This is a genomic window from Mesorhizobium zhangyense (genome assembly GCF_011045115.1).
In the GTDB taxonomy this organism is placed as follows: domain Bacteria; phylum Pseudomonadota; class Alphaproteobacteria; order Rhizobiales; family Rhizobiaceae; genus Mesorhizobium_M; species Mesorhizobium_M zhangyense.
The window spans coordinates 1-26,567 of record NZ_JAAKZG010000026.1 but is presented as its reverse complement, the minus strand read 5'-3'; the positions used below and the strand labels follow the sequence as shown (position 1 = coordinate 26,567).

Sequence of the window (26,567 nt, the reverse complement as noted above, 5' to 3'; positions counted from 1 at the left end):
CCCCTCCGCACTCGCCTGGCTTCGACGCTCAGCGCTTGTTGTACCGCGAAATCTGCAAAAGCCGAGGATTACGTCGTTTGGTTTGGTATAGGTGCCTATCAGGCCGTCTATTGGCTTTGATGACTTCTGATCATCCGCTTCAGCCTGACGCGGTCCTCTTGCATCAAAGCAAAATACCTTGCTACATAATCTGGCTGCACCTCTCGCGAAATACGGCCCTCTCCAATCTCCTCAAGCACCATTCGGAAGGCCGGGTTGAAGCGCCGCTTTGACCAACCGGTATTTTCATGGAGGGCCTCAGCACGAGTCTCATCGGTATCCAGAATGATCTGCGCTAACTGCGCGGCGTCCTGCGCGGTTGCCCACCCCATCACCTGATGATCGAGCTGCTCATAGAAAACCGGCTCAAGACGCAAACGCCATGCAATTGGCCCCATGAGATGGGTTACCGATATCAGACCCAAAGCGTCCAGTTCCCAAACGGCGTCCTCGACCTCTGATTGCGGCATATCCCGGACAAGGGTGTAGATCTCGTCCGGTTCGTACACCTCATGACCCAATCCGTCCGGGCAAGCCAGCGCCAATGCAGCCGCAAGCGCGGCAACAACGCCGTCGATCGTCTCTTTTGGGTTGAGCTGCGCATCGTGCTCATCGAGCGTCACTCCATGCACGTTTGTCCTTTCCGAGATCGAGGTCTCCCAGTCCGCGCGGGCCCTTTCCTCGCCGGTCGGCACGAGATCGTCAATTAGTGCGGTGACAAGGCCGCCGCCCGGAGCCAATCCGGCAATCCCGGTCGCAACAGCTCTGAGCCTATCGCCGGGATGGTCTTTCGACGGGACCAGGATCGGCTTCTTTTTATCTCCTTCATCAGTCATCGAATTCTCCCGGGGGCAGGTTCCGCTGCACTCATCTACCCTTCTCATTGACTCGCCCAATAATGATGCGTCGTCTATGACCGGCTTGGGCGGGAGCATCCTAGAGCCAATAACGTGCTGAAGGAACGCAATTTTCTTGCTACGCCCATCGCGCGCATTTCTGCATAGCGCAGTCAGTGTTCGAGCACCGCAAGCGCCTCGACGTCGGCTTGGCCGAATAGCTTGGTCGCCGTGGTCAACGCGGTGCCGGACAAGGTCTGTGTCGCAAGGACCGCAAGACGCTTCATCGGCCTTGAGATCGATACGTAAAACAGATTGCGTGCGCGGTAATACCCTTTTGTATTCGCAGCGGTGAGGGCCTTCGTCTCGATCAGTTCCAGCAGAAGGGGCCAGTTGTAATGGTTCCAGCCGCCTCCGAGCACGACCAGCACGTTCTCGAATTCAGCTCCTTTGACGCTATGCTGGGTAGCAAAGGGTGTTTGCTTTTCGACGAACCTGACCAACGCAGTCATCTCTGAATAAGAGACGTCACGCAGCGCCTGGTGGCGCAATAGGCTCGTCGCCTCCGCGGGCACGGGCTCGCCATCCAACTGCCTGAGATCCTCCTCACGGCGTAGCACGCGGTCGGGAAGCACGGGTCGTTTCGTGGCCTGCAGGTGATCAAGTACGCAACCTACAGTCCCTTCGCTCCTCAGCTTCATCAATGCGTCCATGTCGTTGCGCCACGCCTGCTTGTCCGCCTGCGTATAAATGGCAGGCCGTCCGCCATAGAGGCGGAAGAGTTCGCCGTAGTTCGACGCCTGGTACGCCTCAGCCATCGGCTCGAGGGTCTCGGCGAAGAATTTGATGGAGGGGTCTTCTTTGCGCGCGAACGCATCATTGCGCCCGGAAAATACCTTGGCGATGGAAGGATAGCCCTGTTCCGCAGCAAGGACGTTGTGAGTCAGCATGAGTATCTTGGTCTTTGTCAGGTCCCAGCCTTCCCCAGCAAGGCGCTGCATGAGCGACTCCCGCACAGCCCGGGCGAGTTCGGGAAACAGATCGGCCTTTGAATGCGCAGTGTTCGTCCTCGCTCCCATAAACAGGTTGGTGTGGAAGAACCGCGCTTCTCCCGCAGCTTGCGGATTGGCGACGGCTTGGGTCAATTCCGGCCGGAGGCGGTTGAGCACGTCGACGATGGCGGGCGCCGAGCGGAAGTTCGAACCCTTGTCGATCGCCTCGACGGGATAAGCCGCGAGCTCGTACTCACTGTTGTAAATGGTCTGCCAATGATCGCCGAACAGCCCGATGAGCGGGCCCTTCTTTGGGGTGAAATAATGCTCGGTGATCGCCGCCATGAAGTCGCGGTCGGTGTCCTGGTACTCATCGATGAAGACTACCGGGAATTGCTGCTGGAACAGCAGCTGGAACTTGGGCTTCGCGAGAAGCTTAGCCATGTACAGCGGGATATCGTCATGGCCTAGAGTGATGCGTTTGTCGTCCACGCCGAAAAAGCCGAGCTCGTACTCCACGACCTTTGATCCGACGCCGCCTGCCTCCTCGAGCTTGTCCTTCCGATTCTCCGACCCGGCCACGAGTTCGCGAAGTGCTTTCTGATATTGCCGCAGGAAGGTCCATGAGAATGCATGGATCGTCTCGACAAGGATGGCGGGATGCCGTTCGACTTCCCGCGCGATCTCGTCGCGAGCGACCTCGGTATAGGTGATGCAGGCGATCTTACGCCCGCTTTGCATCAGTTCGGCGCCGCGATCGGAGATCATCTGCTTGAGCGCGGCGACGAGGGAATAGGTCTTGCCCGCCCCCGCCCCTGCTTCCAGGCGGAAACTACGCCCCTCTTCAAGGCACTTTCCAACTTTCGCCTGCGCTTGCTTGGCGGCGACGAGAGCCGGATTGTCGGCTACTCCGTTCATGCCGGCAACTCCCCCGCCCCCGCCGGATGCGGCGGTACGATCGGCGGGTTTTCCGCCGCCGGCGGCGGTTCAGAAAGCCACTTCAAGCCCTCACCGATGTAGCGCGGTACTTTCCAGTCCTTCTCTCGGATAGCGAACCGTAGCGCGGTCTCGGATTTGGGGAGGTCTTGTGCAATCTCCCACGCATTATCCGCCTGATCGTCGTCAACGACGAGCCCGAACCTGTCCGGATTCGCCAGCACAAGCGCGTCCTCATAGCTCCGCGCGCACACAGTGGAATTGGGAATCTCGGGGATCTGATAGGCGATGCGGCGGTATCCCGATAACTTTTCCGCATCCGTTTTTGCGAGCAGCGTCGGCAGGTCGATCAGCGGCGCTGGCTTGTCCTGCCATCCCTCCTGATTCTTTTCTGCTTCAGGCCTAAACCATTCGCGGATCGCGGTATTCGAGGTCCTGTCGCCGTCAGCGACCGGACACTTCTCCCATACATTGATATCGTTGCCCTTCTTGTTCTTTCTAACAGCGGATCTGACGGCATCGAGGTCGGTTATCACGAGGGTCTTTAACTCAAGGAAGTTGAGCAACGGATAGAACAGGTGGGCGTGCGCACCGCTGGCTTCGACCGTCGTGATATATTGTTTCGAAAGCTTATGTTCCTCGTCGAGCGCTTTATCGACGATCTCACACAACCGCGGCATTAGCACCCGTTCGGTGGTCCCTTCGACCATTATCGCTTTGTCGGCAAAATACAGGTCGCATTTGGTCAAGGTCATGTACTGGTGCAGGAATTCCTTATCGTCAGCCGGGATCGCCGCCATACCTTTCTTGAAATCCTTCACCTTGGTCTGGCGCCCAGACGCCGGCACTGGCTGCTGGTTCAGGAAATAGCGTATCGCTTCGAATGGCGCCGCGTTGGCCACATGCGATGAATGCGTCGTGATGACGAATTGCACCTGCCACGCAGGCTCGTCAGGATATTTCGCCGACAGCTTTCCTACCGCAGCGTTCAGCTGGCTTATGAAAACCTCCTGCATCTGCGGATGCAAATGGGCTTCAGGTTCCTCAATGAAGATGAGATGCGTCGTCGGACGCGTCGGTCTCGCACGGTAGAGCTTGTGGTAGCTCTCCAGCTGGAGGAGCATATAAATGAGATTGCGAGTACCGAGGCCGTTATAGCCCTCGGGCAGATGCACACCGTCGGTACCGGCATAGACGACCCTGGTGTGGTCCGAGAGCAACGCATCGACATTGAGCGACGTCTCCGGCTGCAATTCCGTGTCGTTCATGCTCGGAAAACCCAGGACGTTCATCGCCGGGAGAAGCGCTTTCAGCATCGTGTCGAATTCCGACTGCATTTCACGCTCGATGCCCTCGACCGAACTTTTCAGTTGGGCGGCGAGCTGCTGGTCCGCAGCGGCCGCGGTTGGCGTGGATGCGGTTTTGAATAAGGTGCTCAGCAGCTTCCCGATGACATCGGCGTCGCCATGCCTCGCGTGATCGAGCGTACGCTGGGCGCGCACCAGATTGCATTGGAGCAAGGCGGCCAGGTGCGTGGTCCCTTCGAAGTGCCGCACATTCCCCGGGTCCGTCGGATCGATCGCGCAGACCTGAACGCTGTAGGTCTTGGGTATCGCCTCCTTTAGGTGCCGCATGAAATGCGCATTCGTTTCCACCCCCTCGGGTGGATCAGACACCTCCAGAAGCTGCTGGAGGGTGGGGAGCGTCGGCGCATACTCCACCTTCGCGATCGCTGCCGTTGAATTCATATCCAGGTCGATAATGAAGGCGGAGAGCGGCCCCAGGGAGGGGGCGGCGCTGTCGTACACGAATGTCAGGGTGATGGTGATCTTCGGGATAGCGGCTAGGACCTTTCCCGGATCCTCCCCCTTTTCCCGCAGCTCCCTGGCTTCGAAGAATTTCTTCCGCGTGCCGGCAGAGAAATCCTCCAGCCTGAACTTCGCGCCGCCATCGCCTGCAAAGCGCTCGAACACATCCGTAAGCGACGTCTTGCCGCTGTTATTGCGGCCAACGATGACCGTCGAGCCGGTCTCCAGCATGATCTCGACATCCTGGAGAAGCCGAAACCCCTCGACCCTGACTTTCTGTATGCGCATGTCCTTCCCCCAAGGAGCTGCCGTGACGTACTATCTTGGATAGTGGTCGGCGTCCGTTTAAACAACAACGAATCTATTCACTGATGCGTAAGATAAAGCGTAGATCAGAATCGATGTTTCACTTGCACCGGAACGGGAAAGGGGCGTTGATCGCGGATCATGGCAACGTTCGGCCCACAATTTAGCGATGACGACCAGGGCCGGCTTGAGCTCTCGCTGGCTACGCCCGGACTAGTGGACGTGTACTTTACTCCATCCGAGGCGCGCTTGCGTGCTGCGGGGCGGGTAGGTGATGCATCCGCGCGGGTACTCCTGCTGCGCTTCGATGCGAAGGCCGAAACGACGACGATCTTTCCCGTCAACACGATGCCCACGTCGGCAAGGTTCCTGCAGCCGAAGCACGATCCCATAATCTCCATCGCGCTCGTGCAAGAACATAGCCTGGCCACCATCATCGATGATTTCGACGATAGTGAGCATTTTGTGATGCCAAAAACCCTAGAGGACGTTCAGATGTACCTGAACGAATGCATGCCCTCCGGCTTTACGAAGGACCCGAATTTCGGACTTGGACTCGACCGCACCCTCTCCTTCATCATCCAGGCGCTGGCGAAAATCGACGGGGTCGAGCATCTGCGCCTTACCGACGCAAAGACGTTCGATGTGTCGCGCGTTGATGACGGCCAGACCTTTGAAATGGGGTTCCAGCTGTTCGATGAACTGCGCCGCGGCGCGGATCGCTTCGACGACAAGGCACGCGCGTCCAGCCGCAAGAAGAAAACGCAGCTCGCCTATTCGAACCTGCTGCACAAGATCGACAAGGACACCTTCCCCCTTAAACTGTTCGAGCGCGAGCCGGACGATATAGCGGAAACGATCGGCCGTACGATCGTCGATGCCAAACTATCCGAGAAAGACCGAGCCGCGGTCATCGGGCTGGCAAAGGCGACGGTTCGTAGCACTCTGAACACGCAACGCGAGTCGGTCATCAAGCTCCACAACGAGATTGAACTTGCCTCGCTCGATGAACTCATCGCCCATATAGAAGCGAAACTCGCAGTGAAAACGACCGAGCTTCAGTGGCAGGCGCTGTTCGAGGCGAACCCGTTCATTCTCGACATGGCCTTCAACGTGCCCGTGCTCCTGCTCCAAGGGCAGGCGCATGTCGGCGGGAAGAAGCTCAGCGGCGGCGGTGAAAAGATCACGGACTTCCTGTTCGCGAACCAGCTCACCGACAATCTGGCCATCCTTGAGATCAAGACTCCGGCGACTACCCTGCTATCGGCCAGGGAATACCGCGGCGGTGTCTACGGTCCCTCGCCGGAGCTGGTTTCGGCCGTCACTCAGCTACTCGATCAGGTAAACCATCTGCAGAGCGATATCTTTCGCCTGAAAGCGTTCAATCCCGACCATCGCATGGAATCCTTCGGCGTGCGTGGTGTCTTGGTCGCTGGCCTCATTCCCGAGGCAGAGCGCAAGCGCTCGTTCGAGCTTTATCGCAATGCGCTGGGCGGCATTTCGATTATCACATTCGACGAGCTGCTGGCGAAGTTGAAGTCCCTTCGCACCCTCCTTGCAAGACGTGAGAACCGGTAGTGCGACGCTAATAGCGCCTCAGCTGCGCCGCAGATTGCCTGAAACCGCCTCTTCTGCGCGCTGTCTAACTCCGGAAAAGTTAGCGATCTCCCCAAACACATATCTAAATGTTTCTGATTCCAAGTCTGAAACACACAGCACCTTGAAACCCAGCCAGCAAATCTGCCCCTGTTACTGGCTGAACCGGTAGCGGTTTCCATTTTGCGCAAAACAAATGACCGCTTCGCGCCGCCATTTCGGCCGGTCGACTGACATTTGAGGCTTTCCAAAAGCCGACGTTAGCTATGGATTGGCTTCGCGCCAGCCGATTACTTCGGCGTATATGTTCGAATCCCACGCGCCCAGCACCGCCGATTGCCCTCCATGGCCCTATATATTCCCGCCGATCGCTACACACCACCGTGCGGTATAGGGAACCGCCGATTCCACGCCATTGTACGATAATTGCGTGCTCAGCATGGGAGCGCGGCAGCTTTCGACTTCAATGTCTGCCGTCCAGGGCAGCAAGCGGCAATGGTGAAAGCGGGCGTGGACAAGCATTGCAAACCTAGGCCGGCATTTAGGCTTCTTAGCTCGGTTCGGCGATTTGGATCTACAACTACGCTTGGTCGTACGCGCGGCGGTGCGCCTTGATGGCGTTCAGATTGTCGTGGACCCAGAAGTTAAACTTCTCGAGAGAGAGTAACGCTCCGTCACCGATATCTGTCAGCACATATTCTACCCGCGGTGGGATTTCAGGGAAATAGTGACGTGCAACAAACCCATCTCGCTCGAGATTGCGGAGCGTGAGGGTCAGCATACGCTGGGTAATTTCGCCGACCTCCTTTCTCAAGGCTGAAAAACGGAGCCGATGATCCTCCGCGAGAGAAAGACGCCAAAGAACCGGCACAGTCCACTTGTCGTTCAGCAGGCTGCAGACCCCGTTTGACGGGATGGGTCTGAATAGCCTGTCGTTCTCTGACGAGCGCAGTGTGCTGGTATCGATCTGTTCGTCCAAGAGTATCATCCTTGTGCCTGATGCTGAAAAATGTGCCGTCTTCCGACAGAACTGCATTGGTATATATGGATGACCCTTGTTTAACGCGAGGATTTCAAGTGACCAATAGCAAGCACCTTATTCTGGTTTTCGGCGCAACCGGAAGACAGGGAGGATCTGTCGCCAAAGCCTTGTTGAAGGCGGGATGGTCCGTTCGCGCACTCGTTCTGGATTCCACCAAAGCTGCGTCCCTGGAATTGTGGAATTCAGGCATCGAGCTTGTGCAGGGTTCTTTCGAAGAGACAGATGTGATCCGCTCAGCCATGAAAGACACCTACGGCGTCTTTAGCGTATTGCCAGCAAACCTGGCTGCCGATGATGAAGTCAGATACGGCATTTCGATTGCCGATATCGCAGCCGAAACCGGCATCAACCATTTTGTCTATTCATCCGGTGCCAGCGCGGGGAATGAGCTGACAGGCGTTCCGCGTTTCGACGCCAAACCTCGTATCGAAGCGCATATTCGAGAACTCGCCATGACGACGACGATCATCCGGCCGATGATTTTCATGGAGATGCTTGTGCGGCCCGGCTACGGTCTGGATGAGGGCCGGTTGGTGTCCCTCATCAGGCCGGAGCATTCTATTCAGCTTACCGCCGTGGAAGACATTGGCAGGTTTGTTGCCGCCGTGCTTGCCGACAGGCCACGCTTTGGCGGCGGGACGCTTAAGATCGCCAGCGACCGCCTTACGGGACGCGAGCTTGAGATCGCCTTCAGCGAAGCAGCCGGCCGCCCGATAACCTATGAACGTTTTCCCGATGACGTTCTCGCTGCAAACACGGATCTCGCGCATATGGCTAAGAGCCTGGAAGACGGGCCGCTTGCCGAGCAGGTCGACCTGAAACTTATGCGCGAAATAAACCCCGACCTGCTCACCTTCGGGTCCTGGCTTGCTGGCAATGGGCGCAGGTCGCTTGGTGAAGCCTTGCGAATATCAGCCTAGCTAGGGACACGTCTCCGCCCTCGATAGTGTAATTGCGTCTTATAGCCGACCGTCTGCAACCCACACTGCGCATGATGGAAATTTCCAGGCGGAATTTTGTGGGGTGCGAAACTCTCGCGCCCGATTCTGTGACAAGATTCTGGAAGAGGCCCCAGCAAATCAGTCTGGCGCTCAGTCCGTCGATGACCTGAAGACACGTGCCCATACCGTCTTTGCAGAAGGCGTACTTAAATTGCCGACACTACGCACCAACGCCAAAATGGAGTGGCTCCAAGTCCCTGTGTCGTCGAAGCCTTGAAAAGTGTTCGTGAAGGAACACGTTTTTCGTGCACGCATTTGCGCTTGCGACCGATATCGATGACCTCGGCCCTGCGTAACTTCCACGTAATCCCCGGTGGACATATGCCTCCATCTTGGTGTGGCTCAACGGTCGATGGATGGCCGGAGCGCGAGATGGATCGAAAGGACGGGCATGAAGAAGATCATTTCGGGCGTACTCGTTTGTCTGACGCTGACAGCGTGCAGCCAGACGGAAAAAGGTGCCGGCATTGGTGCGGCAAGCGGCGCAATCATCGGTGGGCTGGCAAGCGGCACATGGGAAGGTGCTGCGGTAGGTGCTGCGGCCGGGGGTGTGGGAGGCGCAGTCGTTGGCAATGTCAGCGAGCGTAACGACAGGAACCGCCGTGAGCGCTGGGAACAACGTGACCGCCGCTACTCAGGTTGCAGGTACCAGGATCAATTCGGTCGCTGCCGATAAGGAGTACTGACTTGTCGGCGCACGATCAAAAACAAGATGGATGCCGGGCCAACTTTGGTTTGTCCGGTATCGACATTTACTCCAGGTTCCTGGCGTCCAATAACCGTACGACCAGCATCGCAGGTGAGTCGGGGTCATCCAAGTCCGAGGCGCGGTTTTGCTGTAAAGACTGCTAGGGAGCGACTGTCCGGAAATTAACCGATCAGGTCACGATGAAACTTCTGCTTATCGAAGACGACCCGGAAATGACTAACGCGCTGAGGGCCGCTCTCTCCCAGCACGGCATTGTTCTCGACGCGGTAGGGGATCTGGCTACGGCACGGGAAGCGATTGCGGTGGCCAACTACGACATCGTCCTTATCGACAGGCAACTGCCGGATGGCGACGGCAGCACGTTTCTCGCAGATTTGCGTCGTGCGGGAGCAGGTACCCGTTCGATCATCATCTCCGCTCTGACGTCGACCGACGAGCGGATTTCCGGTCTGAATGATGGCGCTGATGATTATTTGCCAAAGCCGTTCGAAATCCCCGAATTGATCGCCAGAATGAGCGCCGTGCTGAGACGGGCTCCGACACCCGGACCATCGGTCCTGACCGCCGGCAATGTCATCTATGATCGCACGGCATGCGACGTGCATGTGAACGGCGTGCGGCTTTCGCTCACCCGCCGGGAACTGCTCATCATCGAGACGCTTCTGAGAAACCGTGGTCGTACTGTATTGCGCTCCTCGCTGGAGGGTCAGGTCTATTCCTTTGACGATGAGATCCAGTCGAACTCGCTGGAGGCCAATATGTCTCGTCTGCGCCGGAAGCTTGGCGATGCACAGGCCGACATTGTCATCAAAAACATTCGTGGCATCGGCTATTACCTTCATGAGCAGAAATAGGATGAGAAGCTCATCTCTCCGCTGGCGGTTCACAGTTGGCTTCATCGTTCTGCAGGTATGCGCGGTCATCGCCTCGCTCGGCCTGGTTTTCTATCTGTTATCCGGCATCAAAACAGATGTGGCGATAACGTCCGTCTGGCTGTCTCAGGAAATCGCCGATTCGATCGATCTTGGGCCGGATGGTCGGGCCCGTCTGGAGCCGACGGCCGAACTGACAGAGATGATGGAGGACGCGCCTGACCTGTGGTTCGTGGCGGACCTGGGCAATGGTGGTGTCCTTTCACACGGCGCAACTCCCGAGGACATAGCCAGCAATACGCCATTTCTGAAGACATTCAGAAGCGTCGAACTGCACGGTTATCTTGACGATCCGTTGAGTGTCGCCCGAATGGAGCGGTTCGAGACCCCGGCCGGCGAGGCAACAATTTTTGCCGGCGGTGCTCCCATGTCCCAATACGGTCTGACCGTCCTGCTTGGGCATCTTGCCGTCGGCGTTCCGGCGCTGATCCTCATCGCCATCTCCTTGATCGGCGTGCCGTTCGTCACGCGCTGGGCGTTGCGGTCTTTCAGCAATCTGAAGGAGCGCCTCGACAGGATTGATCTCGACACACGTGGCGCCCTGGTGGAAGAGCGTGGCTTGCCCAATGAGGTGCTTCGACTGGTGCGCGACATCAACAGGGCGCTGCGTCGTCTCGATAATGGCTTCGAGGCGACGGAGCGCTTCTTCGTCAACGCCGCGCATGAACTTCGAACGCCGATCGCTGTCCTGCAGGTGAGAATCGATACCCTTTCACCAAGTGAGGACAAGACGCACCTGCAGACGGCCATCAAGCGACTTACAGCGATCGCGAACCAGCTTCTCGACACCGAGAAGTACCGGCAGAAGCCTCAGCAGGATGCACCTGTCGATCTTAACGGCGTTGTGTCGAAGGTGGTCGCCGACCTTGCTCCCTTGGCCATCGCCGAAGGCTACGAGATTTCGTTCGACAGTGACGCGGAAGACGTGTTCGTTCCTGGCGATGCTGAAGCTTTGGAGCGCGCATTCGCCAATCTGGTACGTAATGCGGTCCAGTACGGAGGTGGAAGAGGACAGATATCGGTCGGTATTGAGGCTGACGGCAGTGTAACCGTGACCGATCAGGGCCGTGGAATTGCCGGCGATAAGCAATCGCGCATATTCGAGCCGTTCTACCGGGTCAGCCCTCACGGCTCAGGTGCGGGCCTGGGGCTCAGCATGGTCAACGAGATCGTGACCCGACATGGCGGTTACGTCGAGCTTTCTTCCGCGCCAGGCAAGGGCAGCACCTTTGCGGTGCGCTGGCGCGACGGACGCATTTTACACCAGCCGTAGAGAGTTGGTCCGTCAGGCAAACCGCTCCGTAATTTTGGGGCAATTTTCGTGAGAGACAACGCCCGCGATTTTCAATAGCGCGGACGACGACTTAATGACACGACACATTACCCGCAAGCGTCTGATCCTGGCGGCGGCGACCCTTGTCAGTCTGCTGGTCATCTGGTTCCTGTTTCTGCGTCCACCGGCGAAGCCTGAACTGGTCACCGCACCGGCGCGCACTGGCGACATTGAAGAGGTCGTGCTGGCGACCGGGGTTCTCGAACCGCTCGAGTTGGTGCGCGTCGGCGCCCAAGCCTCGGGTCGCGTTGAGCGTCTGGCGGTCGAGATCGGTGACGTCGTCGAGGCTGGCCAATTGGTGGCCGAGATCGATTCCCAGACCCGGCGCAACACCTTGCGGGACCGCGAGGCTGCCCTTGCCAACATCCGCGCCGTTCACGCCGCGCGTATGGCCGGTCTGGTTAAAGCCGAGATGGATTACGAGCGCCAGCGTGAGCTGTTGGCAGGTGGCTCAGCGCCACGCGCCCAGTATGACGCGGCTGTCGCCACACTAGACATTGCACGGGCGGAGGTCCGGGCGCTGGGCGCTCAGGTCAGCCAGGCGCAGGTCGCGTTGGAGTCCGCAGGTATAGAGCTGGGCTATACCCGCATCACCGCCCCAATCGCCGGCACCGTGGTAGCGATCGTCACCGACGAAGGTCAAACCGTGAATGCCCTGCAGACCGCGCCGACCATCGTCATGATCGCGCAATTGAACACAATGACGGTACGCGCGGATATCTCCGAGGCAGACGTCGTGCGTGTACGCAAGGGCATGCCGGTCTGGTTCAGCATTCTCGGCGACCCGAAGCGCCGTTTCGATGGGGAGTTACGCCAGGTGGAACCAGCCCCAGCCTCCATCGCCAACGAGGGCAGCGCCACCGCGAGCGGGATTGGCTCAACCAAAGGCGCTATCTATTACACCGGGTTGATCGACGTCGCCAACGCGGACGGGGTCCTGCGCCCCTCTATGACGGCGCAGGTGTCCATCGTGCTCAGTCGGGTCAGCGGCGCTGTGCTGGTTCCGCTGAGCGCAGTGGAAGGCGCGCTCCGGGCCGGCGATACGGCGCGTGTCCGGGTGCTCGACACGAAGGGCGAGGTGCAGATGCGGGACGTGCAGGTCGGCATCGACAACGGCGCGGACATCCAGATTCTCAGCGGTCTTCAGGCCGGCGATATCATCGTCTTGGGAGCATCTACAGACGAACGTGCAGACGGCCAGTTTCAACTCGCCGAGTCCCAGCGGTAGGGCGCGCCATGACCGAGCCACTGATCCGCGTACGTGGGGTATCCCGCGCTTTCCCCGCAGGTGACGAGATGGTGCGGGTACTGAAGGATGTCGACCTCGATATCGAGGCCGGTGAGATGATGGCCATCATCGGCGCCTCCGGCTCCGGCAAGTCGACCCTGATGAACATCCTTGGATGTCTCGATCGACCGACGACAGGCAATTATTGGATCGAAGGGTGCGAGACGTCGAAGATGGATGTGGACGAGCTGGCGGCGTTACGCCGTCAGCGGTTCGGCTTCATCTTCCAGCGCTATCATCTGCTTGGCGATCTCAGCGCCGCCGGCAATGTCGAGGTGCCGGCCATCTATGCCGGACGCAGTCGATCCGACCGGCACAAGCGAGCCATCTCTCTGTTGACCCGACTGGGCCTGGCGGAGCGGACGGGCAATATCCCCGGCAAACTGTCGGGCGGCCAACAGCAGCGGGTGTCGATCGCCCGCGCCCTTATGAATGGCGGCGAGATCATTCTGGCCGACGAACCGACCGGAGCGCTGGATACGCACAGTGGCGCGGAGGTCATGACGATCCTGCGTGAGCTTCACGCCGAAGGCCACACCGTCATCCTGGTCACGCATGACAAGAAGATCGCCGACCACGCGGATCGCGTTGTGGAAATCAGCGACGGCGTCATCATTTCCGATGTGCGCAACATCTCCAAGTCCGCCGCGACGGCGCGTCCCATCGGCGAGCACGCACCCGACGCTGGCTGGCGCGGCGCAATCGATCGGATGACCGAAGCCTTCCGTATGGCGGGGGCTGCGATCTGGGCGCACAAGATGCGCTCGCTTCTGACCATGCTCGGCATCATCATCGGTATCGCCTCGGTGGCGGCTATCTCGGCCCTGGGAACTGGCTCGCAGCAACAGATCCTGAACAGTATCAGCTCGCTCGGCACCAATACGATCGAGGTGCGGGCGGGAAAGGGCTTCGGCGATCTCGAAGCGGGGCGAATACGGACCCTGGTGCCCGCCGACGCCGACGCGCTGGCGCGCCAGCCCTATATCGACAGCGTAACGCCAACCGTCTCGACCAGTGTGACCGTCAAGCGCGCCACCGTGGCCGTCAATGCGGCGGTCACCGGGGTCGGCGCCGACTTCTTTCGCGCAAGGGGCCTTGAATTGGCGCAGGGACAATTGTTCAACGCCCGGGACGTTACCGGCTACAGCCAGAATGTGGTGATCGACGCGAACGCCGCACGCGACCTGTTCCCTGACAGGGTCGATCCCGTGGGGCAGATGATCCTTCTGGGCACAATGCCGGCGAGGGTTGTGGGGGTGACCAAACCGGAGAACTCCTTCGGACCGGCGGCGGATACCCTGACAGTCTATGCGCCTTACACGACCGTCATGGGTCGCATGCTGGGTCGCCCGAACGTCGATGGCATCACCGTCCGCATCAGCGACGATGTCGACCCGGGCAATGTCGAGGCTGCGGTTTCCCGCCTTATCGAGCGTCGCCACGGCGCGAAGGACTTCTTCCTCACCAACTCGGCGACCATCCGCGAGACCATCGAGACCACCACGCAAACCTTGACGCTATTGATTTCGTCAGTCGCGGTAATCTCGCTGATTGTCGGCGGAATCGGCGTCATGAATATCATGCTGGTGTCAGTTACCGAACGAACCAAGGAAATCGGCGTCCGTGTGGCCGTCGGCGCGCGACGCAGCGACATCCTCTCGCAATTCCTGATCGAGGCTGTTCTGGTTTGTCTCGTCGGCGGTTTGATGGGGGTCATGCTCGCTCTCGGCATCGGCGCTCTGTTCAACCTGTTGAGCCCCGACTTCAAAATGATCTTCTCCTCGGGATCGATCATCATCGCTTTCGCATGTTCGACCCTGATCGGTGTCGCGTTCGGCTTCCTGCCCGCGCGCAACGCGGCCAACCTAGAACCGATCGAAGCATTGGCGCGCGACTGAAGGCCCGCCAGCGTCTGCTCGGTAGCAAGTGCAATGGCCGTGTGCAACGCAGGCAGGAGAGCCGAAGGGCGGCGGTTTCCTAGCGCAGCTGGATGTTGCCGGCCTCAAGCTTCGCGAGCCGGGCTTCCGCCTGCTGCGACCGCTCCAACGGACCGGACACAAGACTGCGCAACGCATTCAGCGACAGCGTGTCGGCATGCTCGGGGGGAGGGGAGCCGTCTCGTCATGACAGAATCGAATCATGATTTGGCCCGGCAGGAGAATCCCCACGCTATCAATCAGTTCTCAAACCGCCGGGTTATACACACTTCCATGCTCGCTCACCGAAACGCTGCCACCGGTTTTGCCCCACGTACTGTTCGCACCGGCTGGGCGGGGTAAGCGGGCATATTCGGTGGCCGTGCCGCGATGCCGGGCAACCATGCCGACTAATCCTTCAGGCACCTCGATGAGTTCGTTGACCCATTGCTAGAAGGGACAGAACAAGACCGCCCCGTAAAGCGTGCGCTGAAGCATGCCGGGCTCGGGGACGACCAGATCGAGCGTCGGGTCGTCGCTGCCACCACGAAGCAAAGGCGAACGAAACCTGATGCAATGCGCGGGCATTCAGCCTCGGGCGAGCGCAGCCGCCTGTTCGAGGGTGATGCCTCTGGCGAGGGAATCGGCGTGGCGATGGGTCAGCCGCCATTTAGTGCCCTCGCGGCGATAAACCAGGGTGACGCGCAAAGACCAGTCCTGCGCCGGCAGACCGCCGACCTCGACATGCCGCGCGTGTTCCATGACCACCAGGACGACCATGTCGGCCGAGCCATAGGCCTGGACCAGTTCCTGCTTCAGCATGCCGTTCCGGAAGAACCGCCCGATCGCTGCCCATTCCTCGTCCGTGAGCCGCGCGCTGCGTGATGGCGTGCCGCCAAACGGTGACATCAGCGTGAAGTCGTCACTGAGCGGAACCAGGGCGCGATATCGGTCGACGTCGCCTTGCATCAGCGCGTTGTTCGCCTCCTCGGACAGGCGAACGAGTTCGGCGACCGTATGGTCGACGGCGGGATCCTTGGGCGGCCCGGCCGGAGCGCTGGTAGAAAGCGATGTGATGCCCGCAGCGCCGGCTGTGGCGAGGAGTGAGTGTTGTGAGGCTGGCATTGGTCTTGTTCCTGTCGTCATCTCAAAGGGCGGAGCTGGCGTTTCGTTCATGCCTGCAAAAGGCTGTGCAGCGGCTGGAACGTCAGCTTCGGTCGTATGCCCTCCGGCAGGTTCGGGGCGATATGGGCGGCAAAGAACCGAGCCGCATCTTCGCGGGAGTTCCAGATTTCCATGACACGCCAGCCGGTTTCCACCGGATGCGACATGTGCATGACAAAGCCCGGCGCCTGCCGCAGCGCATCGCCCACGAAGGCGAGCATGGCGTCATAGCCTTGCGGCTGCTGACCGCTGATCTCTGAAATCATCATCACGGACATTTCTGTCTCCAAGGGAAGCTTCGCATTCGTTGGAATGCTCGCCGCACGCGTTCCATGGATTGCATTTTGTGCCTGATGAATCCAATGGTATGATTTCAGCAATATGCTGAATGAAATCGATCTATCGCGCGCCGACCTCAACCTCTTGGTCCTGTTTCAGGTCGTGCTGGAGGAATGTCATGTCGGCCGCGCAGCCGCGCGGCTGAACCTGTCGCCTTCCGCCGTCAGCCATGGCCTGGGCAGGCTGCGGCAACTTCTCAACGACCCGCTGTTCCTGAGGACGCCGAAAGGTGTCGTGCCGACCGCGCGGGCTGTCGAACTCACTGAGCCCGTGGCCGACATTCTCGCCCGGGTAAGGAGCGTCATATCCACTGCCGAGCGTTTCAATCCTGCGACGTCTGCGCGCCGCTTCACGATTGGCGCGCCGGACGGCGTCTCGGCTGTCGTCCTGCACCCGCTTCTCACCGAGCTTGCACGGATCGCGCCGCGGATTGACATCGGCATATGCCAGATACTGCCGTCGCCGGCCCGCGTCTGGCACTCCGCAATCGCCGACCTCGAGGCGCGCGCGATGGACATCGCGATTGTCCCCGTCGACGATGTTCCGCTGCGCTTCGAGAAGCGTCTTGTCTATGAAGAGACTTTCGTCGTCGCCATGCGGGCAGGACATCCGTTTGCGGATGATCCGAGCCTCGATCGATACTGCGAGATGCAGCATGTGGTGGTCTCGGAAAGCGGCGATCCTTACGGATTCGTCGACGAGCAGCTTGCGAGGCAAGGTCGGACGCGGCGGATAGCGCTGACCGTCCCCAATTTCATGTTCGCCCTGGCGATCATCGCCGAAACCGACCTCATCGCGGCTCTGCCGAAGCGGTTCGTCGCCATGTATGCGGCGCGCTTCAGGGTCCGGAGCCTCAATGCCCCAATTCCGCTTCCGGACTTCCGGCTCCACGCCGTCGCGCCCAAGGTTGCAATGCTGGATACGGGACTGTCATGGCTCTTCAGCATGCTTGGAAAGCCCACAGAGGGTAGGCAAAAGTAAGCCGCAGCCGGTCGGGAACAAGTCCGCCATCCGCCTGAAGCTGCTGGACCGGAACGCGCTGTCGCTACGGACATTCGAGCAAATATCGTCCTTGCCGGAAGCGATCATTATCCCCTTGGGACACTCCGAGACCAGAATATTTATAGGCGCAATCTCAAACCCAAGAATGGTGCTCAGTGTCGGCTCAGCCGGCCTGCACGATGACTTCGATGGGGCCTCCACGCTTGAGAGTGTTGTAGATCGGGCATTTCGACGTGAAATGATTGACATAGATGTCAGCCAGTTCACGTGCGGTGGCGCTGAACTCGTATGTCAGTGTCAACGAGGCGAAGCGCGTCGGATCATTGATGTCGCGCAGGAATTGTGCCGTCAGCTTGACGTCCGGCTTCGGCTCGCCCCGTTCCCGCGCGCTTGCATGAACCAACCCCAGCCCGCACGAGACGAGCGAGGCCAGCAGCAGTTCACCGGCGAAGATCGCTTCACCAGGTGCGCCTTGCGATGCCCGGCCGTCCGATACGAAGTGATTGTGCCGGGAGGACAGGATGAAGCGTCCATAGGTCTCTTCGGTGCGGCCGCTTGCCCGTGAACCAACATCCGGATCGAGAGCTTCCTGGGTCATTCTGAATCCTTTTGCTCGTCTTGTAAGCGTCGCCAGTCACCGACGGCGGGACGCGTCAGTCCGAGGTGATCGCGCAGAGTGCCGCCGGAGTAATCGGTGCGGAAGAGTTTTCGCCGCTGTAATTCGGGAACGACCAGTCGGACAAATTCGTCGAAAGCTCCAGGTTGCCAATGCGCGGCTACCATGAAGCCGTCGCAGGCGCCCGCTTCGAACCATTCCTGCATCTTGTCGGCGATTTGCTCCGCTGTGCCCAGGAAATCACCTTCGTAGCGGTTGGCATACATGCGTCCGACCTCGGCGAGCGGAAGTCCGCCTTTGTCGGAGGCTTCGCGCATCTCGTCGTAATGTCCGGTCACGCCAGGGACTTTCAGATGTGGAAGTGGTTCATCGAGCGGATAGACGGAGAGGTCGACATCGAGGTGGTAAGACAATGTCGTCAGACCGGAGACAGGCTCGATCAGGTCTCCGAGGACCCGCCGCTTCTCGGCGACGATAGCGTCCGTCTCGCCGACCAAGGGGGTGATGCCGGGCAGGATCTTCAAGTCCTTCGGATTGCGCCCATGACGCGCCGCACGTTCCTTCATCTCCTTCGAGAAGGCGACGGCACTCTCCATTGAATAGTGCGTGACGAAGATCAGGTCCGACCAGCGGGCGGCAAACTCCCGACCTCGATCTGACGCGCCAGCCTGAATGAGGACAGGATATCCCTGCGGAGGGCGGGGTACGTTCAGCGGGCCGTCGACGTTGAACCACTCGCCCTTGTGAAGCACGGGCGTCACCTTGTCAGGGTCCACGAAGAGCGGTGTCGAGCGATCAGAGACGAGCGCATCGTCGGCCCAACTGTCCCAGAGCTTGTGTGTCACCTCCAGAAATTCATCGGCGCGATCGTAACGCTTCTCGCGCGGGATGTGCTCTTCGCGCGAGAAGTTGCGCGCCTCGGCGTCCTGGAACGATGTCACGATGTTCCAGGCAGCCCGACCGCCACTTAGGTGATCCAGCGTCGCGATGCCGCGCGCGATATCGAACGGCTCGTAGTAGGAGGTCGATTTGGTCGCCGCCAGGCCGAGGTGCTTCGTCGCCCCTGCCATGGCTGCGAGAACCTGCAAGGGTTCGAGCCGAAGGGATCCGAGCGCGCCGTAGCGCAATTGGCTGTCGTGCGAATTCCCGTAGCGGTTCGGGACCGCAAGGATGTCTGCGAAGAAGGCCAGATCGAACCGCCCGCGTTCAAGCACCTCGGCAATGCGACGGTAGTAATCGATGTCCAGCCAGCCGTCTTCGGATTGGGGATATCGCCAGCCGCCCGGCCGACCCGGTCCGGCAATGACGAATGCGCCCAAATGGAGCTGCTCGTTACGATCCGATGCAGTCATGGTCAGGCCGCCAGCGCACCGGCCACCGCCTCGCGCACGGCATCGAACTTCGGGTTGAGGATAAATGCCGACAGGTCAACTTCGCGCGGCAGCACGCCGTGCTTATAAAAGCTCGTCGCAAGTACCTGCGTGGCATCCGCAGCACGCTTGTCGGCTGGATGCAGATCGACGGCCGTCGATTCCGAGACGCGCTTCTCCGTCAACAACTGCTCGAACGCCTTCGCCTCAACGCTGCCGGCCTCGAACCCGCCATTGGCAGCCCAGAGCGCGACCGTGCCTGCCGGATTGTCATTGATGCGCTTCTGGACCTCGCGTACCGCGACTGCGAGCTTCACGGCGATCTCCGGTTGTTCTTCGTAGAACCCTTCCCGCGCGACATAGAACGCGTAGTCGTAGGTTGGCACGTTCTCGAGCCTGATGACCTGATCTGCCAGCCTTGCGAGTCCTATCGTCGCCGCAGGTTGCCAATGAAACCATGCGTCCACCTCTCCTTGGGAGAGTGCTGTGAACCCGTCTGCACCTGAAAGGCTTACACCCTGAATCTCGCTGAAGTCCACGTTGGCCGCTTCCAGATATTTGAGCAGGCTGAAGTGCCCGGTGGTACCCCGCTGGTAAGCGACCTTTTTGCCGCGCAGGCTTGCGGCATCGGTAATGCCGCTTTCCTTGCGCACGACGCCGTCGACGGTGTTCACCGGGAGCGGAAACGCCGCGATGGGGACGATCGGGATGCCGACGTCTACAGCGTTCAGAGTAAGCAGAGAACAACCATTTGATAGGAAATGCGTTCCATTTTTGGAATGCATTTTGGAAAATTCCGGTGAACTGACTTTTCGGTTGAACTGCGTATGCCGCGGTCGCTATCTGCGAGCGCAATAAGTTTTTGCAAACTCGCGCGTGGTCGTAGGGGGAAGTCTGTGCGCACTACGAACGGGGCGGCAATGACCAGAGAAAGGCGGGTTTGCGCTGTCATGTCGATCATTCCGCCGGCGCACCTCGTCCGACAGAAGCGGACATCGCTGGCGCTAATAGAACTGTGGCCGCGCCACAGCGGCAATCAATCATTGCCATAGTCCGGCTCGTCATATGCATGCACATCGATGTCGAAATATTCTGTCGCAACTCAACCGCCCGTGGGTCCTGCGAGAAATTCCACAACCTCACCAGTCGCCAGTCATCGCGGGCACCGTTTCGACAAGCGGGAGGCGGCCAAACTTGCCGATCTCCCGCGCTGCCATACGTCAGCTCTTGATGGCGATACGCCTGGCCTGCGACTGTGCTCTGGCGGTCTTCGGCAAGGTCACGGTCAGCACGCCGTTCCGGAAACGCGCGTCGATCTTGTCCTCGTCGATCTCATAGCCGAGTGGGATGCGGCGCTCGAAGCGACCGTAGAACCGCTCGGAAAACTGACGATCCTTGTCTTCGGTCTCGGAGCGCTTTTCGCCCCTCAGCGTCAGCACGCCATCGTCGAACAGAAGCTCGATGTCCCTTTCCTCCAGACCAGGCACCTCGGCGGTCAGCTTGATCTCCTTTTCGCCATCGGAGATTTCTACGTTCGGCCAGGGGCCCCCGTTTGACGAGAACCGACCAAGCGACGGCAATCCCTCGCCGAAGCCGCGGAAGGCGTTATCAAAGAGACGGTTCACTTCACGATGCAGGGACAGGAATGGATCCCGGTCGTCATCACGGAAGAGGCTCGGAAGCTGGCTGCGGTCCCGGCCCCAGGGGATAAGATCACGTACGCTCATAGTCTTCACTCCTCTTGAAAGTGCTTTCCAGCGGCGTCTGGCAGAAAGCCGGCGCCGCCGGAACTTCGAACATTGCCAATCAGGCGACCTGCTTTTCCGGCGCGATCCTGGTCTTCGCAGCCTCGATCCGCGGCGCCTGCGTGGCATTGCCGATTTCGATCCGGCGTGGCTTCATCTCCTCGGGGATCTCACGCTTGAGGTCGATGGTCAGCAAGCCGCTGGCGAGATTGGCCCCAACGACTTTCACGTGATCGGCCAGTTCGAAACGGCGCTGGAAAGGTCGCCCGGCGATGCCGCGATGCAGGTAGTCGCCGTTGTCCTCGCTGGCCTTCTCGCCCGAGACCACGAGAATGTTTGGCTCGTGCGTCACCGAGAGTTCGGCCTGGGAAAAGCCGGCGACCGCCATGGCGATGCGGTAGGCATCCTCGCCGGTCTTGGCGATGTCGTAGGGCGGCCAGTTGTCGATGGTCGTCACGCGGCTCGCATTCTCAAGCAGGTCGACGATGCGGTCGAAGCCGATGCTCGACCGGTAGAGGGGAGAAAAGTCAAATACGGTTCTCATAGCTACATCCTCCATTGAGCAACATAGATACGAAAGGCGCCAAGGAAGCAGTGCCCCCTGACTTTGCCGACCCCATGGGGCGTCGACGGTATCGATTTGGGAATTGTCGTTTGGCGCGTCAAGAGCTGTTTGTTCATGGAACGGCATGCCATTCGCAGCGTTCAACAGACCCTCAGACAGATTCGATGACGGGTGATAACGATGACGCGCGACGAGGTGGTTTCGGTGCTCGGCCCCGGTCGATGAGGCCATGGTCGCGGAGATCGTCGCGACTGGCGCCTCCGCCGATGAATTGCGGGAGGCGTGGGCTTGGCTCAACGAGGATGAGGCCTTGATGGGTGAAGGCCGGCCTCTGCCGGGAACGCGTATTGCGGATCTCATTGATCTGCTGGATGCCGGCCTGGAAGACAATTGGAATATTTCGTGTGGTTAGGTGATCGCTATGCGAAATTATAGCGCGCGGCCGCAGCCTTGACGTTCCGCTGACCGTCGCCATCTCCATCAACGGATGTGCGCCGATGAAGGTGCCATTCGATTGCTTGCTCGTAAAAGACTCTAAGAACGGAGGAAGTGATGAACGATGTTCAGTTCCCTGAACCTGTTACCCTCAAGTTCCACACCGCTTTGCGCAATGTCGCCAGCAGCTTCGAGGCCTTGGAATGCCTGGATCAGCAATGGCCCGACTGGGCACGTGGGAGAAGCTGGCGTGCTGCCGCGCGCGCCTGTCGCGATGCGTTGGACGGCTGGCGGAGCGCGCACGATGCGCACAAGGCATTCCTCAGGGCAGCCAGGCGGGCCGGGCTGGTCCCGTCAGCGGTGCGCGCTCACCGCAAGCCTCGCTCGGTGCTGGTGATCAATGGTCTGCGGCCCGAAATGATCGTCAATGGATGGCAATGACGCCATCGACGGCGCGCCACTCCGATGGCTTGATCAGGCGATGATGGGCGGCGCGCACGGAATGCAGCGCGCCGTCCAACTCCTGCCTCCAATAGTCCAGAAAGCCCCTCAACTCGGGAAACTCAGGCGCGAGATCATATTCCTGCCAGACATAGAGTTGCAGAAGGCTGGGATGATCGGGAAGATGATAGTGGATCTCGGCGGTGGTCAGGCCGTACCCCTCCATCTGCAGGCGGAATTCCCTGCTGACCGTAGTTACCATGCGTTGCTCCTTTCGCGACCCTTCAGGCATCCAATCTGTCGAAACTGTGGCACGACTCACCTGATACCGGCGGGCGCGCTGATGCATCGCGATCGAGCCGACGCAGCGCCTCCATAATCTCGTCGAAAGAAATCGGCTGCGATGAGCCGGGCGGCTGACGCAGCGCCGGCATCGATTCCACGGCGCAGGCGTCTGACGCCCAGGATGAGAGGATTGCGCGCTTTTCCTGAAGATCGAACGTGTCGTCGCCCAGCACCTCGTCGGGATGCTTGAAAAAGCGCGACGGCGAAAGCAGGCGGTCGAGCGCGAGGTCGGATGTTTCGGGAGCAAGAGAGGAAATGATCGGCGATAGCTTCTGTCGGTCCATCTTGGTCTTCCTTCTTCAAAAGTCTCCTTTGCAAAGGCTTCGGTTCAGTGTTCCCGGCAGTGCGAGGGTTCAGATAATTTTGTTCGACGATTTCGAAAATTCAAGCGCGAATTTTCGGTGCCGGAAGGGAATTAGGTCTGCATTTTCATGGCGCTAGCAATCGTGCGGTGCGAGTGCCAAAAAAAATTTTACGTCGCCTCTTGAAACCGGAAAATCGCAAAACTACCTCGATGTGCGCGCGATGCCGAAAGGGTTGCGCGAGCCCCGCTCCGGACCAGCCGGTCCGGAGCGGAGGGACCTCTCACAATCTGTTTGTCCTGAAGGAGAACGATATGACGTTCCGTCCATTGCATGACCGTATCCTGGTCCGCCGCATCGAGGCCGACGAAAAGACCGCCGGCGGCATCATCATCCCCGATACCGCGAAGGAAAAACCAAGCGAAGGCGAAGTCATCGCTGTCGGTCCAGGTGCCCGCGAAGAAAGCGGCAAGCTCCTCGCGCTCGACGTCAAGGTCGGCGACCGCATCCTGTTCGGCAAATGGTCCGGCACCGAGATCAAACTCAACGGTGAAGACCTTATCATCATGAAGGAAAGCGACGTGATGGGCGTGATCGAACAGAGCGCCACGCTGAAGAAGGCCGCCTGAAGGCGTCTTAGACGGTCAACCAGTCAACGAAAGCTGCCTAGATTTGAAGGAGTGATCCAATGGCTGCCAAAGAAGTCAAATTCAACACCGAGGCTCGCGAGCGTATGCTGCGCGGCGTCAATATCCTGGCCGACGCGGTGAAGGTCACGCTTGGCCCCAAGGGGCGTAACGTCGTCATCGACAAGTCGTTCGGCGCACCGCGCATCACCAAGGATGGCGTGACAGTCGCCAAAGAGGTCGAGCTTGAGGACAAGTTCGAGAACATGGGCGCGCAAATGGTGCGTGAGGTCGCATCCAAGACCAACGATCTTGCCGGTGACGGCACCACGACTGCGACTGTTCTAGCTCAGGCGATCGTCCGTGAGGGTGCCAAGGCTGTCGCTTCTGGCATGAACCCGATGGACCTGAAGCGCGGCATCGACAAGGCGGTGGACGCCGTGGTCGCTGAACTGAAGGCAAATGCCCGCAAGGTGACCAAGAACGACGAGATCGCCCAGGTCGGCACGATCTCGGCCAATGGCGACGCGGAGATCGGCCGCTTCCTCGCCGAGGCCATGCAGAAGGTCGGCAACGAGGGTGTCATCACCGTCGAAGAAGCCAAGACCGCCGAGACCGAGCTGGAAGTCGTCGAAGGTATGCAGTTCGACCGCGGCTATCTCAGCCCCTACTTCATCACCAACCAGGACAAGATGCGGGTCGAACTGGAAGAGCCTTATGTGCTCATCCATGAGAAGAAGCTCTCCAACCTGCAAGCGATGCTGCCGGTTCTTGAAGCTGTGGTTCAGTCGGGCAAGCCGCTGCTGATCATCGCCGAGGACGTCGAGGGCGAAGCGCTTGCCACGCTGGTCGTCAACAAGCTGCGCGGTGGGCTGAAGGTCGCCGCCGTCAAGGCGCCGGGCTTCGGAGACCGGCGCAAGGCCATGCTTGAGGACATCGCCATCCTCACCGGCGGCAGCGCGATCTCCGAGGATCTCGGCATCAAGCTTGAGAACGTGACGCTGCAGATGCTGGGCCGCGCCAAGAAGGTCGTGATCGAGAAGGAGAACACCACGGTCGTCGACGGTGCCGGCAAGAAGGAAGAAATCCAAGGCCGCGTCGCGCAGATCAAGGCCCAAATCGAGGAGACCACTTCCGACTACGACCGCGAGAAGCTGCAGGAACGACTGGCCAAGCTCGCCGGCGGTGTCGCGGTGATCCGTGTCGGCGGCTCGACCGAGGTCGAGGTCAAGGAGAAGAAGGACCGCGTCGACGATGCGCTGCATGCCACCCGCGCCGCGGTTGAGGAAGGGGTTCTGCCCGGTGGCGGTGTTGCCCTGCTGCGTGCGGCCAAGGCTCTCGATACCGTCGTCACCGATAATGCCGACCAGAAATATGGCGTCGAGATCGTGCGTCGCGCCATCGAGGCGCCGGTACGCCAGATTGCCGAGAACGCCGGAGCGGAAGGCTCGATCATCGTCGGCAAGCTGCGCGAGAAGACCGAGTTCGGCTGGGGCTGGAATGCCCAGACCAACGAATTCGATGATCTCTACATACAGGGTGTAATCGACCCCGCCAAGGTCGTACGTACCGCGTTGCAAGATGCCGCCTCCGTTGCCGGTCTGCTCGTCACCACCGAGGCGATGGTGGCCGAGAAGCCGAAGAAGGAAGCGCCGGTGCCCGCGATGCCGGGCGCTGGCGGAATGGACTTCTGAGGTCCCGATGAAGCTGCCCGCTCCCGATCGGGAGCGGGCTCATGTCAGACTGACTTCGAAGGATGCCATGAATATGACGACGAGCGTTGGGGCTGTTCCGTCTCCGACACATTCGGCGAATGAGTTTCTGGCCCACGAAACAGAATGCAGGAGCGCACTGAAACCGCTGCTGGACGGCCTGATCGACATGGCCGAATCCGTCGGCTGGAGCCGCCGCACGGTTGCTTCAACGCTGATATTCCTTGCCGCGCAGCACGTGTCGGTCTCAGCCGGGCCATCGACCAGCAGCGGAACGTGAACCGCGGACCTCGCCTCCGGGCGAGGTCTTCTGCATTTGAGGATGGTAGAGGCTCGCGCGAGCTCCACCAAACCGTAAAGGAAGTTCGACATGATTCCGGGACGATTGCGTGAATGTCTTAAGATTCTCAGGTGGAAGTCGACAGACCTCGCCGAACAGCTACGCCGCCCTGAAAACGAGGGCATGGCCTGGCTTGACGGACGGGAGCGTGCGCCCATTGCCGCCGCAGCGTGGCTCGAGGCATTGGTCAAGGCGCACAAGGCATTGCCGCCGCCGAGCTTGGGTCGAGTGGACGTCACATCGGATACCAGGCCGATCAAACTTCCCGACGTCGAGGTCGCCAAACGTGCAGGCAAGTATCCAGCACTGGACGGAATCGCGGCGCAGTTTCCTTACCCGCACCGCACTGTCCGATTCAGTGCCGCTGTGGACACTCGCCCTATGCCGATGCCAAGACAACGAAAGGGAGCTTCGGACCATGAACAGCACCCGCTTTGAGAAATCTGTCATCGTCCTTGTCGGAATGGGCTTACCCGTCCGGATCGAGACTGTGATGGAAGCATACGCCTTGCTGCAGGATTGGCCCATCGCCTGCCGCAACGGCACACATGCCATCGCCCTTAGCGCCTGCAAGGCAGGCATTGCCGGCGAGATCGATCCGGAGACCGTGCGATCGATCTTTGTCGCCTTTGCCCGCCGCAACGACATACTCGTTCCACACATGGACTCGCTGACGCCGGCAATTTCGACCAGATCGGTTTCCAGCGTAAATGCCAGGCAGACCGTCCGAAAACCCATCAATACTGGATCATATAATCCGGCGTTGGAGATAAAGACCGCGGAAGAATACCTCCATGTTCGGCCACCAGTGGATGAACTTGTCCGTTTCCC

The 26,567-nt window shown here is 59.7% G+C and carries 27 protein-coding genes; 14 read left to right on the top strand and 13 right to left on the bottom strand.

Features of this window, described 5'->3' with window-relative positions; all coding sequences use genetic code 11:
* Window positions 1-107 precede the first annotated feature (107 nt).
* The 3 genes from G6N74_RS29180 to G6N74_RS29170 form a co-directional block, all read right to left on the bottom strand.
* Entirely contained in the window at window positions 108-875 is a 768-nt protein-coding gene (locus tag G6N74_RS29180; RefSeq protein WP_165121506.1) for a hypothetical protein, read from the bottom strand.
* Window positions 876-1,048: 173 nt separating this feature from the next.
* Entirely contained in the window at window positions 1,049-2,785 is a 1,737-nt protein-coding gene (locus G6N74_RS29175; RefSeq protein WP_165121505.1) for a UvrD-helicase domain-containing protein, read from the bottom strand.
* On the bottom strand, window positions 2,782-4,899 hold the full coding sequence (locus G6N74_RS29170; protein WP_165121504.1) for an ATP-dependent nuclease: 2,118 nt from the start codon (window positions 4,897-4,899) through the stop codon (window positions 2,782-2,784). Before G6N74_RS29170 ends, G6N74_RS29175 begins: the two co-directional genes overlap by 4 nt.
* 159 nt (window positions 4,900-5,058) lie before the next feature.
* Between G6N74_RS29170 and G6N74_RS29165 the strand changes: the two genes are divergently transcribed.
* Complete coding sequence (locus tag G6N74_RS29165) at window positions 5,059-6,495, top strand: Shedu immune nuclease family protein (protein ID WP_165121503.1); 1,437 nt, start codon at window positions 5,059-5,061, stop codon at window positions 6,493-6,495.
* 598 nt (window positions 6,496-7,093) lie between these two features.
* Here the strand turns inward: G6N74_RS29165 and G6N74_RS29160 are convergent.
* Window positions 7,094-7,501, bottom strand: a complete 408-nt coding sequence (locus tag G6N74_RS29160) for a winged helix-turn-helix transcriptional regulator (RefSeq protein ID WP_165121502.1) — start codon at window positions 7,499-7,501, stop codon at window positions 7,094-7,096.
* A gap of 11 nt (window positions 7,502-7,512) precedes the next feature.
* On the opposite strand from G6N74_RS29160, the gene G6N74_RS29155 reads away from it, so the two are divergent.
* From G6N74_RS29155 to G6N74_RS29130, 6 genes are all read left to right on the top strand, one after another.
* On the top strand, window positions 7,513-8,475 hold the full coding sequence (locus tag G6N74_RS29155; protein ID WP_246246050.1) for an NmrA/HSCARG family protein: 963 nt from the start codon (window positions 7,513-7,515) through the stop codon (window positions 8,473-8,475).
* Between the two features lie 472 nt (window positions 8,476-8,947).
* A complete protein-coding gene (locus G6N74_RS29150; RefSeq protein WP_165121501.1) occupies window positions 8,948-9,232 on the top strand; it encodes a YMGG-like glycine zipper-containing protein in 285 nt (94 codons plus the stop codon).
* Window positions 9,233-9,444: 212 nt separating this feature from the next.
* Window positions 9,445-10,119: a response regulator transcription factor gene (locus G6N74_RS29145; protein ID WP_165121500.1), complete on the top strand. Its 675-nt coding sequence runs from the start codon at window positions 9,445-9,447 to the stop codon at window positions 10,117-10,119.
* 1 nt (window position 10,120) lies between these two features.
* On the top strand, window positions 10,121-11,470 hold the full coding sequence (locus G6N74_RS29140; protein WP_165121499.1) for a sensor histidine kinase: 1,350 nt from the start codon (window positions 10,121-10,123) through the stop codon (window positions 11,468-11,470).
* Window positions 11,471-11,564: 94 nt separating this feature from the next.
* Window positions 11,565-12,758 (top strand): efflux RND transporter periplasmic adaptor subunit, encoded by a 1,194-nt coding sequence (locus G6N74_RS29135; protein ID WP_165121498.1) that lies wholly within the window; start codon window positions 11,565-11,567, stop codon window positions 12,756-12,758.
* Window positions 12,759-12,766: 8 nt separating this feature from the next.
* Window positions 12,767-14,716, top strand: coding sequence for a MacB family efflux pump subunit (locus G6N74_RS29130; RefSeq protein WP_165121497.1), 1,950 nt, complete (start codon window positions 12,767-12,769; stop codon window positions 14,714-14,716).
* A gap of 606 nt (window positions 14,717-15,322) precedes the next feature.
* Here G6N74_RS29130 and G6N74_RS29125 read toward each other — a convergent pair.
* Together G6N74_RS29125 and G6N74_RS29120 are read right to left on the bottom strand one after the other, a co-directional pair.
* Entirely contained in the window at window positions 15,323-15,859 is a 537-nt protein-coding gene (locus G6N74_RS29125) for a YybH family protein (RefSeq protein ID WP_165121496.1), read from the bottom strand.
* Between the two features lie 47 nt (window positions 15,860-15,906).
* Window positions 15,907-16,176 (bottom strand): hypothetical protein, encoded by a 270-nt coding sequence (locus G6N74_RS29120; protein ID WP_165121495.1) that lies wholly within the window; start codon window positions 16,174-16,176, stop codon window positions 15,907-15,909.
* A gap of 103 nt (window positions 16,177-16,279) precedes the next feature.
* Between G6N74_RS29120 and G6N74_RS29115 the strand changes: the two genes are divergently transcribed.
* Complete coding sequence (locus tag G6N74_RS29115; RefSeq protein ID WP_165121494.1) at window positions 16,280-17,218, top strand: LysR family transcriptional regulator; 939 nt, start codon at window positions 16,280-16,282, stop codon at window positions 17,216-17,218.
* A 184-nt stretch (window positions 17,219-17,402) separates the two neighbouring features.
* On the opposite strand, the gene G6N74_RS29110 is transcribed toward G6N74_RS29115, so the two are convergent.
* From G6N74_RS29110 to G6N74_RS29090, 5 genes are all read right to left on the bottom strand, one after another.
* Window positions 17,403-17,837 (bottom strand): OsmC family protein, encoded by a 435-nt coding sequence (locus G6N74_RS29110; protein ID WP_165121493.1) that lies wholly within the window; start codon window positions 17,835-17,837, stop codon window positions 17,403-17,405.
* A complete protein-coding gene (locus G6N74_RS29105) occupies window positions 17,834-19,207 on the bottom strand; it encodes an LLM class flavin-dependent oxidoreductase (protein WP_165121492.1) in 1,374 nt (457 codons plus the stop codon). The genes G6N74_RS29110 and G6N74_RS29105 overlap by 4 nt, the downstream gene beginning before the upstream one ends.
* A 2-nt stretch (window positions 19,208-19,209) precedes the next feature.
* A complete protein-coding gene (locus G6N74_RS29100; RefSeq protein ID WP_165121491.1) occupies window positions 19,210-20,010 on the bottom strand; it encodes an ABC transporter substrate-binding protein in 801 nt (266 codons plus the stop codon).
* Window positions 20,011-20,445: 435 nt separating this feature from the next.
* On the bottom strand, window positions 20,446-20,952 hold the full coding sequence (locus G6N74_RS29095) for an Hsp20/alpha crystallin family protein (RefSeq protein ID WP_165121490.1): 507 nt from the start codon (window positions 20,950-20,952) through the stop codon (window positions 20,446-20,448).
* Between the two features lie 79 nt (window positions 20,953-21,031).
* A complete protein-coding gene (locus G6N74_RS29090) occupies window positions 21,032-21,514 on the bottom strand; it encodes an Hsp20 family protein (protein ID WP_165121489.1) in 483 nt (160 codons plus the stop codon).
* Between the two features lie 250 nt (window positions 21,515-21,764).
* Between G6N74_RS29090 and G6N74_RS29085 the strand changes: the two genes are divergently transcribed.
* Window positions 21,765-21,947 (top strand): hypothetical protein, encoded by a 183-nt coding sequence (locus tag G6N74_RS29085; protein WP_312857946.1) that lies wholly within the window; start codon window positions 21,765-21,767, stop codon window positions 21,945-21,947.
* Between the two features lie 140 nt (window positions 21,948-22,087).
* Window positions 22,088-22,411, top strand: a complete 324-nt coding sequence (locus tag G6N74_RS29080) for a DUF982 domain-containing protein (RefSeq protein ID WP_165121488.1) — start codon at window positions 22,088-22,090, stop codon at window positions 22,409-22,411.
* On the opposite strand, the gene G6N74_RS29075 is transcribed toward G6N74_RS29080, so the two are convergent.
* Together G6N74_RS29075 and G6N74_RS29070 are read right to left on the bottom strand one after the other, a co-directional pair.
* A complete protein-coding gene (locus G6N74_RS29075) occupies window positions 22,395-22,673 on the bottom strand; it encodes an usg protein (RefSeq protein ID WP_165121487.1) in 279 nt (92 codons plus the stop codon). The two genes, G6N74_RS29080 and G6N74_RS29075, sit on opposite strands and share 17 nt — an antisense overlap.
* A 22-nt stretch (window positions 22,674-22,695) precedes the next feature.
* Window positions 22,696-23,040 (bottom strand): hypothetical protein, encoded by a 345-nt coding sequence (locus G6N74_RS29070; protein ID WP_165121486.1) that lies wholly within the window; start codon window positions 23,038-23,040, stop codon window positions 22,696-22,698.
* Window positions 23,041-23,372: 332 nt separating this feature from the next.
* Between G6N74_RS29070 and G6N74_RS29065 the strand changes: the two genes are divergently transcribed.
* The 4 genes from G6N74_RS29065 to G6N74_RS29050 form a co-directional block, all read left to right on the top strand.
* Window positions 23,373-23,687, top strand: coding sequence for a co-chaperone GroES (locus tag G6N74_RS29065; RefSeq protein ID WP_165121485.1), 315 nt, complete (start codon window positions 23,373-23,375; stop codon window positions 23,685-23,687).
* A gap of 59 nt (window positions 23,688-23,746) precedes the next feature.
* A complete protein-coding gene (groL, locus tag G6N74_RS29060) occupies window positions 23,747-25,378 on the top strand; it encodes a chaperonin GroEL (RefSeq protein ID WP_165121484.1) in 1,632 nt (543 codons plus the stop codon).
* A gap of 73 nt (window positions 25,379-25,451) precedes the next feature.
* A complete protein-coding gene (locus G6N74_RS29055) occupies window positions 25,452-25,676 on the top strand; it encodes a hypothetical protein (RefSeq protein ID WP_246246048.1) in 225 nt (74 codons plus the stop codon).
* A gap of 478 nt (window positions 25,677-26,154) precedes the next feature.
* On the top strand, window positions 26,155-26,567 hold a 413-nt coding region (locus G6N74_RS29050), incomplete at its 3' end, for a DUF982 domain-containing protein (protein ID WP_165121482.1).

Excerpts from the sequence above, each read along its gene's own strand:
- G6N74_RS29180 (WP_165121506.1), bottom strand. The coding sequence starts at position 875 with ATGACTGATGAAGGAGATAAAAAGAAGCCGATCCTGGTCCCGTCGAAA.
- G6N74_RS29175 (WP_165121505.1), bottom strand. The coding sequence starts at position 2,785 with ATGAACGGAGTAGCCGACAATCCGGCTCTCGTCGCCGCCAAGCAAGCG.
- G6N74_RS29170 (WP_165121504.1), bottom strand. The coding sequence starts at position 4,899 with ATGCGCATACAGAAAGTCAGGGTCGAGGGGTTTCGGCTTCTCCAGGAT.
- G6N74_RS29165 (WP_165121503.1), top strand. The coding sequence starts at position 5,059 with ATGGCAACGTTCGGCCCACAATTTAGCGATGACGACCAGGGCCGGCTT.
- G6N74_RS29160 (WP_165121502.1), bottom strand. The coding sequence starts at position 7,501 with ATGATACTCTTGGACGAACAGATCGATACCAGCACACTGCGCTCGTCA.
- G6N74_RS29155 (WP_246246050.1), top strand. The coding sequence starts at position 7,513 with ATGCTGAAAAATGTGCCGTCTTCCGACAGAACTGCATTGGTATATATG.
- G6N74_RS29150 (WP_165121501.1), top strand. The coding sequence starts at position 8,948 with ATGAAGAAGATCATTTCGGGCGTACTCGTTTGTCTGACGCTGACAGCG.
- G6N74_RS29145 (WP_165121500.1), top strand. The coding sequence starts at position 9,445 with ATGAAACTTCTGCTTATCGAAGACGACCCGGAAATGACTAACGCGCTG.
- G6N74_RS29140 (WP_165121499.1), top strand. The coding sequence starts at position 10,121 with ATGAGAAGCTCATCTCTCCGCTGGCGGTTCACAGTTGGCTTCATCGTT.
- G6N74_RS29135 (WP_165121498.1), top strand. The coding sequence starts at position 11,565 with ATGACACGACACATTACCCGCAAGCGTCTGATCCTGGCGGCGGCGACC.
- G6N74_RS29130 (WP_165121497.1), top strand. The coding sequence starts at position 12,767 with ATGACCGAGCCACTGATCCGCGTACGTGGGGTATCCCGCGCTTTCCCC.
- G6N74_RS29125 (WP_165121496.1), bottom strand. The coding sequence starts at position 15,859 with ATGCCAGCCTCACAACACTCACTCCTCGCCACAGCCGGCGCTGCGGGC.
- G6N74_RS29120 (WP_165121495.1), bottom strand. The coding sequence starts at position 16,176 with ATGTCCGTGATGATGATTTCAGAGATCAGCGGTCAGCAGCCGCAAGGC.
- G6N74_RS29115 (WP_165121494.1), top strand. The coding sequence starts at position 16,280 with ATGCTGAATGAAATCGATCTATCGCGCGCCGACCTCAACCTCTTGGTC.
- G6N74_RS29110 (WP_165121493.1), bottom strand. The coding sequence starts at position 17,837 with ATGACCCAGGAAGCTCTCGATCCGGATGTTGGTTCACGGGCAAGCGGC.
- G6N74_RS29105 (WP_165121492.1), bottom strand. The coding sequence starts at position 19,207 with ATGACTGCATCGGATCGTAACGAGCAGCTCCATTTGGGCGCATTCGTC.
- G6N74_RS29100 (WP_165121491.1), bottom strand. The coding sequence starts at position 20,010 with ATGCATTCCAAAAATGGAACGCATTTCCTATCAAATGGTTGTTCTCTG.
- G6N74_RS29095 (WP_165121490.1), bottom strand. The coding sequence starts at position 20,952 with ATGAGCGTACGTGATCTTATCCCCTGGGGCCGGGACCGCAGCCAGCTT.
- G6N74_RS29090 (WP_165121489.1), bottom strand. The coding sequence starts at position 21,514 with ATGAGAACCGTATTTGACTTTTCTCCCCTCTACCGGTCGAGCATCGGC.
- G6N74_RS29085 (WP_312857946.1), top strand. The coding sequence starts at position 21,765 with ATGGTCGCGGAGATCGTCGCGACTGGCGCCTCCGCCGATGAATTGCGG.
- G6N74_RS29080 (WP_165121488.1), top strand. The coding sequence starts at position 22,088 with ATGAACGATGTTCAGTTCCCTGAACCTGTTACCCTCAAGTTCCACACC.
- G6N74_RS29075 (WP_165121487.1), bottom strand. The coding sequence starts at position 22,673 with ATGGTAACTACGGTCAGCAGGGAATTCCGCCTGCAGATGGAGGGGTAC.
- G6N74_RS29070 (WP_165121486.1), bottom strand. The coding sequence starts at position 23,040 with ATGGACCGACAGAAGCTATCGCCGATCATTTCCTCTCTTGCTCCCGAA.
- G6N74_RS29065 (WP_165121485.1), top strand. The coding sequence starts at position 23,373 with ATGACGTTCCGTCCATTGCATGACCGTATCCTGGTCCGCCGCATCGAG.
- groL (WP_165121484.1), top strand. The coding sequence starts at position 23,747 with ATGGCTGCCAAAGAAGTCAAATTCAACACCGAGGCTCGCGAGCGTATG.
- G6N74_RS29055 (WP_246246048.1), top strand. The coding sequence starts at position 25,452 with ATGACGACGAGCGTTGGGGCTGTTCCGTCTCCGACACATTCGGCGAAT.